We start from the raw sequence: 18,919 nt of genomic DNA on the forward strand, positions 1-18,919 counted from the left end.
TATAATTACCTTTGATAATATTATCTACCCTCTATGAAACAGTCTATACTTGGTTTAGGACTGATGATCCTGGTTTCTACTTTGTCTATAGCGCAGGACTATCAGACTTACGATGAAGGCATTGCAAAATTCCGCGCTCAGGATTACGGAGCCGTGATCGATCTCTTCTCAGGTATGCTCGCCAAGCCTGATCGTAACAAACGCTACGATGAAGACCTTTATTTTTACCGCGGGCAATCTTATTATTTTAAAGGTGAAACTGAAAATGCGCTGGTTGATTTAGACAAGGCGCTTGAACTCAATCACTTTAATAAAGCTGTCATCGCCTGGTTCAAGGCACGTTGTTATGATAAAAAAGGAAACGCCCAGCAAGCCGATACATACTATAAAGAAGCTGTAGGGTATGCGGAGAATAATAAGAAAGTATCAGCACAGATTCTTGCAGATCGCTCGCAGTTTTATGCGCGGCAAGGAAACAAAGACGCGGCCGCTAGCGACCTTACACTTGCCAAATCACTAGATCCTTCCAATGCAGAAATAGCGAAGGCCACCGTGAGTAATAACAATACCGCTACACAACGAGGAGGAGCCGACACGAAGAGTAAAACTCAAGTGATTGTTAAAAACAATCAGAAAGATACCAAGGCAGCTACTACGGATACCAAGAAAACAACACCCCCTGCGAAAACTGTTCAGCAGCCCATCATTACTACTCCTGTGCAGGAACAACCAACGGATCAATCCGCCAACACAGCATTGATCTCTTCTATAGCATCAACCTATAAAGATGAAAAACGGTATGCACTGGTAATTGGTAACAGCAGCTATACCAACTCCGTAGGTATATTAAAAAATCCTGTGAACGATGCTACCGATGTATCTACAGAATTAAAAAAATCAAATTTTGAAGTTCAGTTACTCACCAATGCTACCTATGTGCAAATGCGGGAAGCTATGCGTAAGTTCCAGGATAAACTTGTGAACGGTCCGAAAGATCAAACCGTAGGGTTATTCTATTATGCTGGCCACGGTGTTCAATACCTGGATGAGAATTACCTGGTGCCCGTGGATGCAAACGTACAGTATGAAGATGATATAGTACGCATGTGTTTCCCGGTACAAAAGATGGTGCTGGCCAACATGGAGCGTTCTAATTCACGCATGAATATTGTGATCCTCGATGCTTGCCGTAACAATCCTTTTCCCGCTGCTACGCGTTCGGTCTCGCAAGGACTTGGTGAAATGAAGCGTGCACGTGGTTCATTTATAGCCTATGCAACAGCACCAGGTTCAGTAGCTTCCGATGGAGCAGGTCGCAATGGTCTCTATACACAGGAGCTACTGAAAGCTTTACGCAAACCCGGACTCACCATCGAGCAAGTCTTCAAAGATGTGCGCATGAATGTACTGCGACTCTCTGGTGATAAACAATTTACATGGGACAGCTCAAATATAGTAGGGGAGTTCTACTTTAAATTTTAGTATATATCTACATAAATATGTAGGTGACTTAGAAGGTGTATAAATCCGTGTTACCTTACCTGATAATTTTAACCCTCTTATCATGAAACGACTACTCAGCCTGTTAATTTTTATATCTATTGTGATGGTGGCAGCTGCCCAGGACGAAGGAATAATAAAGAAGAGAGAACGTATCGATAAAAACAAAGGAGTTTTTCTGGGACTTGGTCCATCTTTTACTTTCGGAAAAAACATTGGCGACTATAAAACAGGATTCAACGTTGAACTTGGTTTTCTCAAGCGCGTTAACCGCGTGCTTTCAATTGGTCCTTCTATATCTTATTTAGGATTTCAATACGATCCTGAAGTAACAACCGCCAACGGTGGAGATGCTTATATAGGGTATGGTGATCCGAACGGATGGGAAACCAAATATGGTCTTGGTGATCTTGCCTATGATTATGGATATGTACTCACACTGGAAGGTGGTGATCTGAGCCTTACTTCATTGGCATTGAATATAAAACTTAATTTTGTTCCCGTAAAAGACAACTCTGTTATTTCAGTATATGCTTTTGCAAAGCCGTTCGTTACGCTCGCATCACGCAAGGAAGTAAGTGGCACAGGCGAGCGGTATACGTATGAGATTTACGAGGATGACCAGAATACCTCTACGCAAAATGATGACTTGCTATACTATAACCAGAACGATGGTCAGTGGTATGCCGACGGTTATACAGAAACTTGGGATGGTGACTCCTTTGAGACCTTAAAAAGTGATACAGAAATTACGGGTGGTATATTTGTGGGTCCGGGTATTGAGCTTTTCCCTGCAAGACCATTTTCATTCTACCTGCAGGCTGCTTTCGGCTATACATTCCCGGTAACTTTTGTTAGCACAGAGGCGTATGAAAAAACAGTTTCCTCTTATGCCAATGAAGAGTTCCCAATGGTAAAGAAAGGTTTTCCTTCGCTAAATATTCAGTTTGGCGTATCTTATAACTTCTAACATCATTTACAACGGAAAGGGTAGGGCACGATGAACCGGATATTTATACTGATCACTCTCTTATGCATTACCATCTTTAGTAGCCAAGCGCAATTCAAGCTATACGAAAGAGGTCATGATAGTTATACTTCCGGAAAGTATGATGATGCAATAAAGAATTTTTCAGAATACCTCACTAAATATACCCGTGACAAAGCGCTCGATGTGGAGGTTTACTATCTGCGGGCGCTTTCATATTATAAGACCAATGATTTTAAAAACGCTATTGCCGACTTCGAGGAAACGCTTTTGTTAAATCATGAGAACGCAGGAAACATCTATTGGTTCAAGGCAAAGAGTAATGAAAAGATTGGTGCTAATCAGGATGCCATCCGTGACTATAGCAATGCTATCCGCGAGCTAGGCAGCGATAAAGCTGCCAAATCAAAATTACTATACGAGCGAGGGTTGGTTTATGTAAAGATGAATGAACTGGTATCTGCGAAGGAAGATTTTCAAAGTGGGTTGTTAATTAGTCCCGGCAACGGTGACCTTACCCGTGAATTCAACAAGCTCGATAAAGTTATACTCACTTCGCGCAGCACGCCTGAGAATAGCTCAAAGGCAAATCAGCCGGTAGTAAAAAAGGATCAACCTCCGGCAAAGAACAACACGGTTGCTAAAAAGGATGAACCCACGAAATCCAATGTTGTTGATTCCAGTCCTAACAACTCGAAGAGTATAAAAACCCCAGTGGAGCAAACGGCTAGTAGCCATACCGTTATCACGCAGCCCTCTTTAGCAGATGCCTATAAAGATGAAATGCGCTATGCGCTCGTGATTGGTAACTCGGCCTATCCCAAAACAATAGGTGCATTAAAGAATCCTGTAAATGATGCCACGGATATGGCAAAGGAATTACAGAACTCTAACTTCCAGGTTGACCTGCTGACCAATGCCACGTATGGACAAATTCGTGCTGCATTGTTGAAATTCAAAGAGAAGATTGATGCTGGCGATCCTGAAAAAACTGTAGCCTTATTTTACTTTGCTGGTCATGGACTTCAGCACGAACAAGAGAATTACTTAGTGCCAATTGATGCAGCAGTCGAATTTGAAGACGACATCAGTCGCTATTGTTTTCCCGCACAACGCATGGTACTTGCTAACATGGAACGCTCGAATGCCCGCATGAATATTCTTATTCTCGATGCATGCCGTAACAACCCTTTCCCGGCTCTTAACCGTTCGGTTGAGCAAGGTCTTGGTGAGATGAGAAGAGCGCGTGGATCTTTTATAGCCTATGCTACAGCTCCGGGTTCGGTGGCTTCGGATGGCTCTGGCAGAAACGGGTTATATACCCAGGAGCTTCTCAAAGCTATACGCAAACCAGGACTTACCATTGAACAGGTATTTAAGGAAGTGCGGTCGAATGTACTTCGCCTGTCAGGTGATAAGCAGAATACCTGGGACAGCTCCAATATTATCGGAGAATTCTACTTCCGGTTTAACTAAGTATACTTCAGCTTATTTTAATTTTATTTTCTGAAGAGAAGAAACGCATCCATAAATTCTTTTGTTTAGTTTACAGACCAAAAGAAAAATGTATGTCGAATAAAAATTCTATAGGACTTGAAGTAAAAGATTCCGAACAACTGGCTAGCGGCTTGAATGATCTGTTGGCAAACTATCAATTATTTTATATGAATGCCCGTGGCTTTCACTGGAATATAAGAGGCGATAAGTTCTTTGAACTTCACCTTAAGTTTGAAGAACTGTACAGTGATGCCTTTCTCAAAGTTGATGAGATAGCAGAGCGAATATTAACACTGGGTTATATACCTGTTCATAGTTATTCAGACTATGTTAAGAAATCGGAAATAAAAGAATCGAAAGATATCTCTGACGGATACATTGCTGTGCAGCAAGTGCTTGACGGTTTCAGAACGTTACTCATCAAGGAGCGTGCGTTATTAAAGATGTCAGCCGACGCAGAAGATGAAGGAACCAATGCATTGATGAGCGACTATATTCGTCAGCAAGAGAAGTCGGTATGGATGTACTCATCTTTCCTTTCTAAAAAATAATTTTTTATTTATCCATGATCATCTGAAATATTCTTGACAGTGCATAGGTGTATTTCAGATGATCAGTTTGCTATACTTTCCTGTTGTAATGTATTCTCTTCCAGATAGTAAAGACAATTGAAGAAGACGAATGTATTTATGCACAATGACTCTTGTGTTATCATTTTGAAGGTGCGTTGGAAACAAATAGAAAAACATATCCATAATTTTTTTGTTCCAAATTTTGGAGATTTTAAACCCAATACTATCTTTGCACTCCCTTTGAGACACACTCCTAGGGGAAACCAAAAAGAAGTCTTGGTTTTATAGAAAATGGTCCGGTAGTTCAGCTGGTTAGAATGCCTGCCTGTCACGCAGGAGGTCGCGGGTTCGAGTCCCGTCCGGACCGCAAAGACCGCTTAAACGGAATGTTTAAGCGGTCTTTTTGTTTTATCATGCCTGTTCAAGCAGCCTGAGGTCAATTCCCCTGTTAGTGAATTTCCTGTATCACATCAATAACAAAGCAGAAGAGGACTTATGGTATGCACGGATATTCTCAATTCATCTAGGCTGGTAAAAAGCAGGGAGCATTTAGCGGTAAACGATAAAGAACCGAAATATTCCTTGAAGCGAGAAGTTGATGAATCACAATGCAACGCCGATAAAATAAAGAGAAGGACACTGGAGGCGCGAGATCTTAATATATATCCGTGAACTAAAAAGTTAACTCTTAAATATATACCTGGACTTGTCCGCGAAAGGCGAATATACTTCGCCCGAAGCCATCAGAAATGTCTATACTGGAAGTATAGTACAGCAACACACTATACTAGAACTCCTCAAGCTGCACAACGAAGACTTAAAAAAAGAATCAGTATAGATGTAGCAAGTAGCACCTGGACTAAATTCAATACCCTTGAGAAGAAGCTGTCGGTATATATATAAGCAGCTTAATAAAATAGATATTTACCCTGTATCCTACTCTCTGATCAGACGATTGTTAATTATTGAATAGCACTAGCTTCCTGTCCCTGTTTCCTGCTTGTCTGTGCATCAATAACTTTCCATTTTTTGTCCTTTTCAAAAGATTAGACATGTTACCTTCAAACTTTCCTCCTTTGGTTGAATCGCCCCACCCGCCTTTATACTGACCAACTACAAAAACATAATCCCCAAGATCATATATTCTATTATAGTAGTGCTTTACAATATAGGACATGTTTGGTGTATAGGTTTTGAGCATTTTCGGCCTGATATTCTCCATTCCCACCCGAATCGAATCAAAATTTGACAGAAGGATTGCATCCTCTGTAAATCCGTCAGCTCTCGCCTTTCCGTCACTATTCGCTACGGCTTTTAACACGACTGCGTCAAACTCTTTAACTTCAGCAATCAATTTCTTATCCATATTATTGATTGCCGTGAAGTTAGTTTCCTCAACCTGAACATCCGCATACGGCACAACGTCAGGCTCGATATATGTATCAGCTCCAAACGTTTCTGATATAATACTCAATTTTCCATCGTTGTCCTTTTTCCATAAGACCATATAATTTCCTTTGTATTCACCTTGTGGATTTTTAATGGATGAGTAGTGGAAACTAAAAGCGCCTAATTCAAGCAAATGATTAGAATATGTCTCCACTACAGATATTTTTTTCTTGTATATCTTAACATCTCCTGCCGTAAACCAGTCCTTAAAAAATTTATTTAACGCTTTAATTTCAAAAATAGCAGGCTTATACTCAGGAAAAAAAGTAAACTGACTGGCGTATAGGTTGGTCAAAGCATCAACATCTTCTGTTAAGTATAATTGCTCTATTCTACTGTTTATCGCTTCCAGTTCCATTCGAGAATCATCGAAATTCTTAGTGATATTTAGGCTCTTTAAGTCAATATTTAAAGCACCTGTTAACGACATAATTAATATTACTCCGGTCATTTTCATATATATACCAGTTTCAAAAATCAGTTTCAGGGTGTGCGAATAAAATTGAGTTGTCCACTTGCGCTTACTCAAAAGTACCAACCCGTTGATAAGGAAGAAATTTGATTGACTAATAGAGGTCAGGGGTATATCAAATACCTGTTTTTATTGACGAAGGGAAAGTGTTTCCCGGTGCTACCGGCTATGGCACATGTACATGTGAAATTATAATTCTTGAAATCCATTATACCCGAGGAGGCTGTTTTGGGGATGCCGTGTTGAGCGAAAGGCGATGAAAGGACTAAATATAGTATATATTGATCCTTAAACTTAAATTTGCGCTGTGGCACGATTTACTAATGAATATTAGCCAGTGAAAGTGTGCCAGAAGTACACCTTGCGCTATTCTGATTGTTTTCCAGTATAAGATACATTAAGTGCGCTTGCATTGTGGGCCATTAGCGAACAGATTCTAAAAGAACAGAACCAGTTTTCTGCAGCCTTAGTATATATAATTAGAAAAACTCGTAACACTTTTTGATTTCTATTTTAGGACAGTGCAGCAGGACTCAACCACATCTCAAATGTCAATGCATCACAGTTTAACGAAGAACCACTTGAGACATTCAAAGGAGAAGTGGTATAACTGGCTTGTTGTGTCAGGTTGATTTTCTCTCACTCTACGGTATATACAAAGCTGTCGCCGCGATAGTAGCCATAGTTGAATTCTATTGGATTTTACTTTCATCGTAAACCAGGCGTTTGCGAAACAACACAGGCTCATCGGCAGCAATGTTCAATTTCTTGTAAATATGCTGAGGCGCTTTTATAGCGGTTAACTCCTCATATGAAAGGGAAGCCCTGACTTTATATTTCTCTTCGAGGATTTCATAGAGCGGTTTACTAAAATCTTCGTTCCCCGTCATGCCGATGGAGGGATTGAAATACGAGACGAAATAAACAAACGGAAAGTTTTCTTTACCTCGCAACCTTTCCAGGCATAACACGGTGAATGGCAATTTGGAAACGGAAAAGGTGCAAATGATTTGGTTCTCATTACACTCGGAACAGGCGTAGGTTCTGCTGTGATGATGGACGGCCGTGTTTTATCAGGAAGAAATTTTACGGCAGGAAATCTCGGGGGTCACATGACGATCAACCTGCATGGTAAAGTTTGCAACTGCGGTAATATAGGATGTGTTGAGACGGAAGGCTCCACATGGGCGTTGGCTGATGCTGTTAAGAGCGCCCCCGAATTTTCGCGCAGCACATTGTCAAAAGAATCTGATATACATTTTAAAAACCTGTTTGGGCACGCAGCGCAGGGAGATATACTGGCTACACAAGTCCGTGATAACTGCCTCAACGCATGGTCGCTGGGAATCATTAACCTCATTCATGCTTTCGATCCGGAGCGGGTTGTAATCGGAGGAGGTATCATGGAGAGTCAGCATATTTTACTACCCTATATTCAACGCAAGATCAATACGCATGCGTGGGTAAAAAATAATCCTCCCCAATTACTGGCCGCAGCGCATCTGCAGACAGCCGCGCTGTTGGGAATGTATCATGTATTAACAGAAGGCAAGAGAGCCCCGATAACGATGTTATGAAATCAAATTTTGATAAATATCCTTTTATTCAGGTTAGCGAAAGTAATGATGATTGTCTGCAGGTACATCCTACCACCGAGTATATAAAAGATAAGTTCGGCATGGAATATACCCAGGATGAAAGCTACTATATGATGGACGTGAAAAATGATGCATATGTATACCTGGGGCTAAGAGACGATGTAGTTCCTGAAGAGATGATCGAAGAACTGAGAAGATCGCAGGAGGCAGGAACGACCTTCGATGCGGAGAAGCACGTTCAGAAGTGGCCGGTGAAAAAACACGACCACGTCCTGATACCAGCGGGGACTGTACATTGTTCGGGTAGGGATAGCGTTGTGCTGGAGATCAGTGCTACTCCTTACATCTTTACATTCAAACTCTTTGATTGGGGCCGGCTGGGCCTTGATGGGAAACCGCGCCCCATCAATATCAATAGCACACCTGATTTTTTTTAGGAAGTTTATCACAGAGTTGAATAGGTAGTATATATATGAGGCTTGAAGTATGGGCTCATATCAAGTCGAGGAGGCCAACAAAGAAGCAAAGGCATGGTAATTCTATAAAGATCACTACGATTGTCATTAATGTCTTGCTTAATAGAAGGTATATATTGGGTCCAATAATGGATCTTAGAGGATATATCAAGTGGAAAGACTAGTGCAGCGATTACGTCGAAGATATAGATTCAAATCCTGTTACTCGTTTGTGAAATGACATCCTGGAGTGGTATACTTAAAAGACGTGATTAAATACACGCAAGTAAAACTGCTGTAAGTATATACTTACGCGCAAGGAATTCTGACAGTAATCGTTGTCATTACATTGTACTCGCTTTTAATTTCCATGTTGCCTTCGAGTATTTCCAAAGCTTTCTTTACCATGAATAATCCCAGTCCATTTCCAATTGACTTTTCTGAGCCACGATAAAACATGTTCGATATCCGATCCATTACAGATGAAGGAATACCCGTGCCATTGTCGATCACATTTATAATAAGTTGCCCTTGCTCCATGCTCAACACGCAGGTAGCATAGGGATGTTTGTCGTCTCTAAAGACAATACTGTTTTCCATGAGATTAACGATGATGCATTTAAGCAAGGTTGCATCTGATGAAAAGACCTGATTGATTCTATTTTCAAATTCGATTTTTACGATGTTATCAGTATTGAGTTCTTTAATAGTGGTGTCGATGTTTTGAATCAGCTCATCCACATGGATGAGCTCCAGCGTACGCTGAGCCCGAAACAGAGAGCTGGTTTCGTCCAATCTTTTGAGAAGTCTTAACATGCGTGTTGAAGTCTTCTCAATGTTTGCAAAGTATACAGTTAACTCCTCAACGCTGTGCGGCATTTTACCCAGGTGAGCCAGTCCGAGTATGGTGGCAATAGGACCTCGCAGGTCATGAGAGGAGCGATATAGAAATGTCTCAAGGCCTTTATCCGTTTCGGTTAGCTTATTAATCGTGCGGGTTAATTCGGTAGTTCTGTTTTCAACCAGTTTCTCAAGGTTTAAATTAACACGGTGTAGTTCATCATTTGTAGAGCTGACCTCTTCGTAGGCTTGTTCCAGTTTTCTGTTTTTGTCTTTGATTTCTATCTTTTGTGTCTCCACTAAATTGGTGCGCGCTTTAACCAGGCGTTCAAGCTTTATCTTTTGTTTGAATAGTAATTTTGTTCTCAGGTGTATAATGAGTACGGTGAGTATAGTCAGAAATATAGCGGCTCCGTATTTTGTTCCGGATCGTTCATACCACTTGGGGATCACTATAATTTTGATGCTTGCAGCATTTTCATTCCAGTGCCCACTTCTATTGGAAGCACTTACTTTCAGCGTATAGCTGCCTGGTGGTAAGTTGGTATAGGTGGCCGTCCGGCTTGCGTTCGCATCGTTCCATGCTTTATCGAACCCTTCGAGGTAATATCTATACTTAGTCTTTTTTGGGAAATTGAATTCAAGACAAGCAAACTCAAGGGAAAAGACCTTTTGGTCTGCCTGCAGGGTTATTGATTCTGTCTGGGAAATGCTTTGTGTAAGAAGGCCTGATTTATCGTTAATTTTAACGGGTATACTAAAAAGCGTAAGTTGTGTAAAAACAACTTTGGCTTTGGTGGTGTCATCGGCTATATTTTCCGGACGAAAAACGTTTAACCCATTGGTGCCTCCCAGGTAATAAGTGCCATCCGAACTTTTCAATCGGGCGCCTTCATTAAATTGCGTGCCTTGCGAACCATCCGCTATCGTATAGTCATAAATTAGTGAGGTTGACGGATCAAATTTGTGTACTCCGTCAACAGAAGTAAACCACACGTTATGCGAATCATCTTCGAGTATATTTGTAATACGTTTCTCTTTTAGAGGAGCGATTCTTTCAAAACTAAATTTTTCAGGATCGAATAAAATCAATCCTTTATTGGCGGTACCTACCCAGAGTTTTCCTTGAAAATTTATAGTCAGATCGGATATCTCATTTGTTGGCATGCTCGCAGAATCTGCCGGTATATTTAAAAAGGATTTGAATGTTTTTGTTTCCGGTTCGTAGCGGTGAAGGCCATCTAATCGTGACCCGATCCAAATATTTCCTCCTGAGTCTTCTGCCAGGGAAAAAATGGAACCTGGTATAGTAAGAGGTTTAAATACTTTTTTATAGGGAAAGAATTCATCTAGTGCTGCGAGCTGGCCTGCATAAATTGTATGGTTGCTAGCTTCTAAAAGTGACCAAACGTGGTTTGTGCTTATGCTTGCGTTATTACCAGGTATATGTATATACCGTGAGAAGCTTCCTGTTTTAGTATCCAGGTAATTAAGCCCACCTCCAAACGTGCCTGCGTATAGGTTGTTCTTTTTATCCACGGCCAGTGATTTTACAACGTTGGAGCTTAAGCTGTTTTTATTCGTTGACGAATGCCGGTAGGAGGTAAATAGTTTTGTTTGAGGATCGAATCTATATAGCCCGGCTCCATCGGTTCCAATCCATACTTTTTGATGTTGATCTTCAGCAATTGCCAAGATCGAATTCTTTTCCATACGCTCCATATCGAGGTCGAAGTATCGATAGTGTTCAAAGCGTCTGGTGCCTGCATATACAATTTGTAAACCACCGCCATAGAGACCAAACCAATACGAATTATCATCGTTCACAAATATGTTTCCTATATTTCCATTGTGGAGGCGCCTGCTTTGGTTGCCCAGAATCTGTCTGAAATTTCCGTCATCATCTTGTTTATATATACCTGCGCCATCGGTGCCAACCAGAAGTTTTCCATCTTTGTCGATAGCAAGTGAACCAATAATGTCACTGCCAAAAAATGGCTTGCCCGGCTCGGAAGTGAAGTATTTAAATGTTTTATCATTTTCGTCATTCAATCGAAGCACTCCCATACCATTGGAACCAAAATATAGGGCACCTGTAGCGTCTTGTACCATACTGATGACCATATCGTTGGGTGAATTGCCATGGGTATCTTCATAATATATAGTACGTTCCACGATGCCTGCTGAATTGAGAATGCAAATACCTCTGCGGGTAGCGGCCCAGATTTTGCCATGTCTATCTTCCAATAGTGCATTAACAGCATCCAGGCCTGTGCTGTCGTTTCTGTAATCGTATTTTTTGATAGCAAGGGTTTCAATATTAATTTTATAGATAATCCCACGAGACGCAACCCAAAGTTGGTGATGTCTGTCTTCTAAAAGAGAAAAAATTGTACTGTGACTGGAGTAGTCGTCTGGCGGTTCCATCAGAAATTTTCGAAATGTCTCCGTTTTGTTGTCATATAGATTTAAGCCATGATAGGTTCCTACCCATAACTGTCCCTTGCTGTCCAGCAACATATTTTTAACGGCACTGTTACCTAAGCTTGAAGAATCACGATCGGAGTGAACGAAGTTTACAAATGAGTATCCGTCAAATCTGTCAATACCTTCTCCCGTGTTGATCCATATAAAGCCGTCCCGGTCTTTTAGGATGGATGTGACATTGTTTTGAGAAAGTCCATTCACCGTAGTGAAACTATGGTTATAAGCCATAATAGGTGTAATCAATTGCTTCTGGCCGTATCCGTGATGCGGGGATAGGGCTGCGGTTAATTGCAGCAATAGAAATAACAGGAATGAATAAATCCGAGAGGGCACATTCAAATTTAAAAAAAATCCTACACTTTTCACTTTGTTGATATTCTTTGCAATCCTTATTCACAATGGGCAGGCATTCAAATTTTTAAGCTGTTAGCCTGTAGAGAAACAACATATGCGAAGATCGGTATATTGGCAGGTATTAAGTCAAGCTTAAAAAAAGCAATCCATTCTTTTGATTTGCTGCCCCGAAAGCTATATATAGTTAAACATGAGCACCCTATGGCAATCACGGCAAGATTTAGCTCTGAGTTATCGGGGTAGCCGATAGAGCAGTTTGCTGCTTTGTAAAGTCAACCGGAAAACGACAATCACTATATATAGGGGGTAAGTATACATAAATACTACAGGTATTAAAGTGAATATCAGGAATAGCTCTTCATGCCAAACCTATAAACTCATCATTCACGCTTAAAACCGGTAACCAGCATGATCACTATGGTTGATATACTTTTTATTCTTGCATATAGCTCGTTATGAAAGAATGATGGGCAATTCAATTTAGCCTTGCGCGCAATGTACTTGTGGTTTTTGTTCTATTTAATTTCACGGCGGCAACAATTTTTATAATTTATGCCAGCTCACTATATCTAGGAACAACCTCTCCAACGCCCGGGCATCATGACTCTGATCATTTTGGGAGTTATAGAACCTTTTTTTGTATGAGGTCTACATAAAAATCAGAAGAGATATAACGTTGATCGAGAATTATCATAGGCTTCGCGGGGCTTTGATATTTAGTATGGCTATAGTTTACTATACGCTATTGGCAATTTTAATATTGTTCTTATTGGGATGTATACTATACTTAGGCGGGGTTCACGGCGAAGACGGTTTGTAAAAGGAAACTACTGCAGAGGTATACTTTTAGAAAGTATAGTTCTTTGCTAGCACTGCGTTTTTGTTACCTCGTACCAGAATATCACTTGAAGTAGCGGTTTAATGTTCGCTGCCGGCCACCGGTCGCTATTTTTCCGTACACACGTGCTACTGATTTCCTTTAAAATACGCTGATTTCGCATCGGCCTGCTATTTGTTCTACAACTGTTGAAATAATAATAACTCAATGTCCGGACGTATATACCTTGGCGAACTGGAAGAACTCATATTACTCATGGTCGCACTCATCGGTGCTGACGCTTATGGGGTGTCCATCACAAAAGAGCTCGAAGAGCAAACAGGCCGCGTGATCACCATCAGCGCCGCGCACGCAGCGCTGCACAGGCTCGAAGAAAAAGGATTTGTAAAATCGAAAATGGGCGGAGCGTCGATGGAGCGGGGAGGACGACGAAAGAGACTGTTTCAAATCACAGCTTACGGTCGCCAGACACTGGAAGAACTTCGCGATGTACGTAGCACGATCTGGGCTCAAATTTCAACTACCTGATGGCTACTTATCCACACCCCCCCGAATGGGCTGAGGCGCTCATCGAGCGTCTGGCTCCTGAGCATCTGGCAGAAGAGATCAAGGGCGACCTGTACGAAATATTTCTGTCCGATGTGAAACACTATAATGAAAGAAATGCGCGGCGAAGGTATACATGGCGTGTGATTGGATTTCTTGCCAAAGCGTTTTTCTGGAAACGATCAACCCAACAAAATCACAATATGACAGGAAGCTATTTTAAGATGGCCAGGCGAAGCTTGCTGGCCAGCAAAAGTACAACAGCCATTAACGTTCTGGGCCTGGTGATCGGCATCGCCTCGGCACTGGCGATTATTTCCATTATCCGGTTCGAACTCAGCTTCGATACGTTCCACACGGATTATAAAAACACCTACAGGATGGTGAGGGTGAGTGGTGCAGACCTCTCGGAATTTCGCACCGGTATCCCGTATGCCGTCCCTCCGGCGATGAAAGATATTTCAGGCATCCTCAAAATGACCAAGCTGGAATACTTGGGTGGATCCAGCGTTGATGTGCTGAGTGCCGATGGCAAGTTCGAAAGACAGTTTGTTGAAGAAAGTGGTGTGGTGACGGTCGAGCCGGAGTTCTTCGATGTTATCGATTTTGAAGGCAGTCCCATAGAGTGGATTTCGGGTGAGCGGAAAACCTCGCTTCGCGAGCCCGGCAGCATCGTTGTTACCAATAGCATTGCCAGGAAATATTTCGGCGACCAGGACCCCATCGGCAAGACGCTTCGTTTCCAGAAGGCATTTGATTTCAAGATCACAGGCGTCATCAAGGACTTTCCTGCAAATACTGATTTCCCCTTCCGCATGCTTGTGTCTTATTCATCGATGCCGCTGCTCTTCGAAGAGCGTATGTCGGATTGGACGAGCGTGAATGATGGACATTCCGTTTTCGTTGTTCTTCAGGACGGCGCAGAAGTAAAAGATGTCGAGGAGCAGATTGCCAAATTGCACGCGGCAAATGTTGGAAAAGATCTATCGAGTTATCGTCATTATTTTCTTCAGCCACTCAGCGAAATGCACTTCGATCCGAACTTCGGCACATTCAGCCGGAGGACCATCACACATAAAACTATTTTTGCTCTCAAGCTGATTGTCCTTTGTCTTTTGGCTGTGGGGTGCATTAACTATGTGAACCTATCTACGGCGCAGTCGACACTGCGCTCAAAGGAGATTGGTTTGCGCAAGATCATGGGAAGCAGCCAGAAGAACCTGATCGTACAGTTTCTTGTGGAGACGCTCATCATTGCTTTTATAGCGGCCTTCGCGGCACTCGCCCTGGTAGGAGTCGCTATGCCATCGCTTGTCTCGATGCTGGGCCTGCAGGTAGGAATCAATTTCTCCGATCCGTTCCTGTGGATCACCCTCGCATCAATCATCGGAGTTGTTACCATTTGTGCAGGACTATACCCGGCATTGTTGATTGCTAAGTTCAATCCGATTGCGGCCATCAAAAATCAGTTTGCTACGGGGCGCATTGCCGGTGTGAGTCTGAGGAAAACACTTGTCATTATACAATTCACAGCAACGCAGGTGCTGGCCGTGGCAACGTTTATCGTTGTCGCTCAAATGGAATTCTTCAGAAACGTTGACATGGGCTTCGATCGAAAGGCTACCGTGGTGACCATGCGGCTGCGTCTATTGGACAACGATCACTCTTCACTTCGTTCGTTAGAAACCGAATTAAGAAGACTGCCTTTTGTAGAGGATGTTGCTAAAAGCTTTACGTTGCCATCCGGCGTAGACCGCAATAGAAATTCACGCAACATTGGTAAACCGGATGCTAATGAGGTCCAGGATTATCAGAACTACGAATACTCGGCCATTGATGAAAATTACCTTGACCTCTATGGCATACGGTTGCTTGCCGGACGCAATCTCACGCCGACTGATTCGAGTAAAAACATTCTTGTGAACGAGACGCTGATGAAAAATTTGGGCTATAATAACCCCGCAGATATTGTTGGCGTAGAGCTAAAGTTAGGGGGTAATGACCGGGTGCATGTGGTGGGTGTGATCAACGACTACTACGGAAACTCGCTAAAGGAACGCGTTGACAACATCGCCCTGGATGCCGATGCCGGTCGCTTTCGTCAGGTGAGCGTCAAGCTTAATCTTGCGGCCGGTCAGAACGTGAGTGATGTGCTGGCAAAGCTCGAACAAGCCTGGACATCGGTCTACCCGGAAGATGCTTTTCAGTTTCGTTTTTTGGATGACAACATCGCCATGTTCTATGAGCAGGAATTAAAGTACTCCCGGCTGTTCCAGATCTTTTCAATGCTGTTCGTTCTGATCGGATGCTTGGGTTTGTATGGCCTGATCACCTTTATAGCTAACCGAAAAGGGAAGGAGATCGCGGTACGAAAAACACTCGGGGCAAGCGTGAGCAATATTATTATAATGTTCTCCCGTGAATATATAGCGCTCATCACCGTGTCGTTCGCCCTGGCGGTTCCTATTGCCTGGTACGGAGTACATGAATGGCTTATGAATTTCGAGAACCATATAGATGTTCAATGGTGGCTGTTTGCTGTGCCGGGTGTGCTGGTACTGGCGATTGCTCTTGCGGTCGTGTGCATGAAATCATTCAATGCGGCGATGGCAAATCCCGTAGATAAGCTCAGGAATGAATAGATGGTTTGTCAGGCTCGTCAAGTGCTTCTGTTTTGATGAGCCTGCCCTATATATGCTTAAATCTATATATGCTTAAATATAGATTGCTATATTTTGTATGCATAGAATATACAACTAGTGTTCACAACGGTACAGTGCATGCATTAAAAGTGAACATTGAAGGTGCTCAAATGCCTTGGAAATCATCATTTATACTCTGGTCGCATTTTTGATCACTCATAACTATAAATTCAATTGTAAATAAATCGCTATGAAAAGAATAACAATCCTTCTCTCGTTGTTGTCCATGATTCTTGCTTGCTGCCATTCCGGAAATTCAACCTCAACTACCGTAAGCAACGGGCAGGAGAGCGTGAAGATCTCCGATAACGACAACACCTATACGGTTGAAGCAAGCTTTGATGAAGACAAGACCATGGACGTATTGCAGTATATCAAGGAAGCTGTCGAACCAAATTCTATTTTTAATCCCCAAGACGATCGCATCGATGCCAGTGCGACACTTTCAGATGGCGGCATTATTGACCTCAAGGCAAGCGGAGGCGAACTCACGCTGGCCTTCGACAAGAAAGCTAACAGCAGGGAAGCTTACCATCGCGTGAAGAAGCTGGGAGAAGGGGTGATGAAGATCTGTGACGTAAGGTAACTTTAACCGGAATGCGGGACTAAAAAAATACACACAATGTGCTGCTATAAAAAATGATAACAGTGTTGTAGCCTATATTTACCGACATTTAAATTCAGGATATTTTGTAACGATAGATATATAAATCGAATGACCAAGACAGTTCATAGAAGATGATGATCCTGATGACTTGGAAATCCTATCCTAGTTAATTAATGAGCTTGATTCAGAAATAGTTTGTAGAAACTATCAGAACGCCGAAGATGTTTTAAGGGAAATAAAGGGTGGGTTCAGCCGCACTATATCTTCCTGGACATCAATTTAACAAGGGGGACAGGTGATAAATACCTTGCTGAATTTAGAAGCCGCAAGGAACTAATGAACACGGTCATCATCATACAGTCAACCACATTAGATCCGAGAATTATTCAAGAACTAAACAGTGACGGAGCCAACTTTATTTTCGAAAAGCCTCGCTTTTGGTTATGTATCAAATCAGTAAAAAAGCCTGAAAGTTGGTAATAGACTATGTCGGAGTTTTTATAATCACTTATTGCATACTAATCGATATTGTAGGTGGTAAATTTGCCATCCTTTTCTACTTCATATTCCAGACGGTAATCAATTGCGTGCGCCCGCAACGCTCCAACCAATTTTGGCAAAAAAATCTTGAGTTCCTGCTCGTTGCCATGAAAACTAGCACTAAAAGCGAGGCGACCGGCCGCTTGGTCATGGTCGATCGCGTATTCCAACATGCCGCCGTCAGAAATGAGAACCGTTCCATTTTCAATGAAGGAGGCTTTGCTCGCCGGAAAGAGTGTATCCAGAGCAGTCTTTAACTGATGCAACGTTGCTCCACCCCTGAATCCACCGTAAAACATGATCATATAGCAATGAGATTGTCGATTATTAAGTTCGGATGATTCGCCTTTATTTGGTTATAGAGTCTTTACATCCTGAAATGATTTTGTTATTCGAATATGGCATATTTTCCTTGATGCACACAGTTGATACTAATTTGATTATTTTGGTGTGCCGGCACGCCTCATAGCCCAAACGTTGGTGGCAATTTTGAACGAGGCATTTCAACATGTATACACTATTTTCGGTTTTTTCGTTAATGATATGAAGCATTTCATAGTATTCTTTATATTTCTCACTTCACAGGCAACAGCCCAAGTACCAAAGTTATATAATCATATCGCCAACGATGTGTATTTAATACATTCGAGGGTGCTAAATCAAGACCGGCAGATATACATTAATGTTCCAAAACTCGATTCTGCAGATGTAAACAAGGCATTGCCCGTGTTGTATCTCTTAGATGGTGAGAATCATTTTCACATCCTTTCTGCATATATAGAATATTTAAGGCATTGGAAGATCATTCCTCCCATAATAGTAGTAGGCATTCTTAGTGTGGACCGAGTAAAAGACCTCACTCCTATAAATAGTTTAATCAACTTTGACGGTAAAGTTGATTCTACCTATAAGACGTCCGGTGGCAATGAGCAGTTTTTAAACTTTATCCAACAGGAATTGATGCCTTACATGGAGGCTAACTATAAAACAAGTCCTTTCAAAATATTTGCCGGACATTCGTTCGGTGGTCTTACAGCTATTAATTGCATGCTTACGCGCCCTGATATGTTTAATGCCTATATTGCCATAAGCCCTTCACTATACTTTGGCAATAAATATGTTTTACGATTGGCCGAACAAAAACTACCAAAACTACCAATGAAGGATAAAAAATTTTTCTATAGCGTAGGGAATGAAGACGTCACTTTTCGAGACGATTTGTTGAAATTTGATAAACTGGTAAATCAGAATAGTTTGAAAACATTTAAGCATGAGTATAAATATTATCCCTCTGAAGACCACATGACAGAACCAATTCCTGCATATTATGATGCGCTGCGATTTGTTTATAAGAATTGGAAATTCGATACAACTAAGTGATATAATTACAATGAATGAATTTTTTAGGGAGCTTTAAGTGAAATGGCTGGAAATAGTGGAGCCGCAGAGAACAAAACTTATTATATATCATTCT

13 protein-coding genes, 1 tRNA gene and 1 pseudogene are annotated in these 18,919 nt (G+C 41.8%); 11 read left to right on the forward strand and 4 right to left on the reverse strand.

Annotation, left to right across the window (positions count from 1 at the left end; all coding sequences use genetic code 11):
- Positions 1 to 33 precede the first annotated feature (33 nt).
- The 5 genes from B5Y40_RS10605 to B5Y40_RS10625 all read left to right on the forward strand — a co-directional run bounded on the left by B5Y40_RS10605 (position 34) and on the right by B5Y40_RS10625 (position 4,924).
- The gene (locus tag B5Y40_RS10605; RefSeq protein WP_079686637.1) at positions 34 to 1,482 is read left to right on the forward strand and encodes a caspase family protein; all 1,449 of its coding nucleotides are present in this window, start codon (positions 34 to 36) and stop codon (positions 1,480 to 1,482) included.
- A gap of 82 nt (positions 1,483 to 1,564) precedes the next feature.
- Positions 1,565 to 2,470 (forward strand): hypothetical protein, encoded by a 906-nt coding sequence (locus tag B5Y40_RS10610; protein ID WP_143785691.1) that lies wholly within the window; start codon positions 1,565 to 1,567, stop codon positions 2,468 to 2,470.
- A gap of 30 nt (positions 2,471 to 2,500) precedes the next feature.
- Positions 2,501 to 3,964 (forward strand): caspase family protein, encoded by a 1,464-nt coding sequence (locus B5Y40_RS10615; protein ID WP_079686639.1) that lies wholly within the window; start codon positions 2,501 to 2,503, stop codon positions 3,962 to 3,964.
- A 92-nt stretch (positions 3,965 to 4,056) separates the two neighbouring features.
- Positions 4,057 to 4,536 carry a Dps family protein gene (locus tag B5Y40_RS10620; protein ID WP_079686640.1) on the forward strand — a complete coding sequence of 160 codons (480 nt, stop codon included), beginning with the start codon at positions 4,057 to 4,059 and terminating at the stop codon, positions 4,534 to 4,536.
- Positions 4,537 to 4,850: 314 nt separating this feature from the next.
- Positions 4,851 to 4,924: transfer RNA gene (locus tag B5Y40_RS10625), tRNA-Asp, on the forward strand.
- 591 nt (positions 4,925 to 5,515) lie between these two features.
- Here B5Y40_RS10625 and B5Y40_RS10630 read toward each other — a convergent pair.
- Positions 5,516 to 6,463 carry a Cif family virulence factor gene (locus B5Y40_RS10630; RefSeq protein ID WP_079686641.1) on the reverse strand — a complete coding sequence of 316 codons (948 nt, stop codon included), beginning with the start codon at positions 6,461 to 6,463 and terminating at the stop codon, positions 5,516 to 5,518.
- 707 nt (positions 6,464 to 7,170) lie between these two features.
- Complete coding sequence (locus B5Y40_RS10635; protein WP_245840514.1) at positions 7,171 to 7,449, reverse strand: UTRA domain-containing protein; 279 nt, start codon at positions 7,447 to 7,449, stop codon at positions 7,171 to 7,173.
- 12 nt (positions 7,450 to 7,461) lie between these two features.
- Between B5Y40_RS10635 and B5Y40_RS10640 the strand changes: the two are divergent.
- A pseudogene (locus B5Y40_RS10640) lies at positions 7,462 to 8,055 on the forward strand (ROK family protein); the annotation flags it as partial.
- Positions 8,052 to 8,513 (forward strand): class I mannose-6-phosphate isomerase, encoded by a 462-nt coding sequence (locus B5Y40_RS10645; protein WP_079686643.1) that lies wholly within the window; start codon positions 8,052 to 8,054, stop codon positions 8,511 to 8,513. The pseudogene B5Y40_RS10640 and the gene B5Y40_RS10645, both read left to right, overlap by 4 nt.
- 327 nt (positions 8,514 to 8,840) lie before the next feature.
- Here the strand turns inward: B5Y40_RS10645 and B5Y40_RS10650 are convergent, their stop codons facing one another.
- The gene (locus B5Y40_RS10650) at positions 8,841 to 12,086 is read right to left on the reverse strand and encodes a sensor histidine kinase (protein ID WP_143785692.1); all 3,246 of its coding nucleotides are present in this window, start codon (positions 12,084 to 12,086) and stop codon (positions 8,841 to 8,843) included.
- A 1,171-nt stretch (positions 12,087 to 13,257) separates the two neighbouring features.
- Between B5Y40_RS10650 and B5Y40_RS10655 the strand changes: the two genes are divergently transcribed.
- From B5Y40_RS10655 to B5Y40_RS10665, 3 genes are all read left to right on the forward strand, one after another.
- Positions 13,258 to 13,578 (forward strand): PadR family transcriptional regulator, encoded by a 321-nt coding sequence (locus B5Y40_RS10655; RefSeq protein WP_079686645.1) that lies wholly within the window; start codon positions 13,258 to 13,260, stop codon positions 13,576 to 13,578.
- On the forward strand, positions 13,578 to 16,238 hold the full coding sequence (locus tag B5Y40_RS10660; RefSeq protein WP_079686646.1) for an ABC transporter permease: 2,661 nt from the start codon (positions 13,578 to 13,580) through the stop codon (positions 16,236 to 16,238). Before B5Y40_RS10655 ends, B5Y40_RS10660 begins: the two co-directional genes overlap by 1 nt.
- A gap of 250 nt (positions 16,239 to 16,488) precedes the next feature.
- A complete protein-coding gene (locus B5Y40_RS10665; protein WP_143785693.1) occupies positions 16,489 to 16,884 on the forward strand; it encodes a hypothetical protein in 396 nt (131 codons plus the stop codon).
- 539 nt (positions 16,885 to 17,423) lie between these two features.
- Here the strand turns inward: B5Y40_RS10665 and B5Y40_RS10670 are convergent.
- Complete coding sequence (locus B5Y40_RS10670) at positions 17,424 to 17,750, reverse strand: hypothetical protein (RefSeq protein ID WP_143785694.1); 327 nt, start codon at positions 17,748 to 17,750, stop codon at positions 17,424 to 17,426.
- A gap of 346 nt (positions 17,751 to 18,096) precedes the next feature.
- Between B5Y40_RS10670 and B5Y40_RS10675 the strand changes: the two genes are divergently transcribed.
- Positions 18,097 to 18,825: an alpha/beta hydrolase gene (locus B5Y40_RS10675; RefSeq protein ID WP_159453653.1), complete on the forward strand. Its 729-nt coding sequence runs from the start codon at positions 18,097 to 18,099 to the stop codon at positions 18,823 to 18,825.
- Positions 18,826 to 18,919 lie beyond the last annotated feature (94 nt).

Source organism: Ohtaekwangia koreensis (genome assembly GCF_900167975.1).
Classification (GTDB): Bacteria; Bacteroidota; Bacteroidia; order Cytophagales; family Cyclobacteriaceae; genus Ohtaekwangia; species Ohtaekwangia koreensis.

Bases quoted from the DNA above. Each gene is read 5' to 3' on its own strand.
- B5Y40_RS10605 (WP_079686637.1), top strand. From the start codon at position 34: ATGAAACAGTCTATACTTGGTTTAGGACTGATGATCCTGGTTTCTACT.
- B5Y40_RS10610 (WP_143785691.1), top strand. From the start codon at position 1,565: ATGAAACGACTACTCAGCCTGTTAATTTTTATATCTATTGTGATGGTG.
- B5Y40_RS10615 (WP_079686639.1), top strand. From the start codon at position 2,501: ATGAACCGGATATTTATACTGATCACTCTCTTATGCATTACCATCTTT.
- B5Y40_RS10620 (WP_079686640.1), top strand. From the start codon at position 4,057: ATGTCGAATAAAAATTCTATAGGACTTGAAGTAAAAGATTCCGAACAA.
- B5Y40_RS10630 (WP_079686641.1), bottom strand. From the start codon at position 6,463: ATGAAAATGACCGGAGTAATATTAATTATGTCGTTAACAGGTGCTTTA.
- B5Y40_RS10645 (WP_079686643.1), top strand. From the start codon at position 8,052: ATGAAATCAAATTTTGATAAATATCCTTTTATTCAGGTTAGCGAAAGT.
- B5Y40_RS10650 (WP_143785692.1), bottom strand. From the start codon at position 12,086: ATGGCTTATAACCATAGTTTCACTACGGTGAATGGACTTTCTCAAAAC.
- B5Y40_RS10655 (WP_079686645.1), top strand. From the start codon at position 13,258: ATGTCCGGACGTATATACCTTGGCGAACTGGAAGAACTCATATTACTC.
- B5Y40_RS10660 (WP_079686646.1), top strand. From the start codon at position 13,578: ATGGCTACTTATCCACACCCCCCCGAATGGGCTGAGGCGCTCATCGAG.
- B5Y40_RS10665 (WP_143785693.1), top strand. From the start codon at position 16,489: ATGAAAAGAATAACAATCCTTCTCTCGTTGTTGTCCATGATTCTTGCT.
- B5Y40_RS10670 (WP_143785694.1), bottom strand. From the start codon at position 17,750: ATGATCATGTTTTACGGTGGATTCAGGGGTGGAGCAACGTTGCATCAG.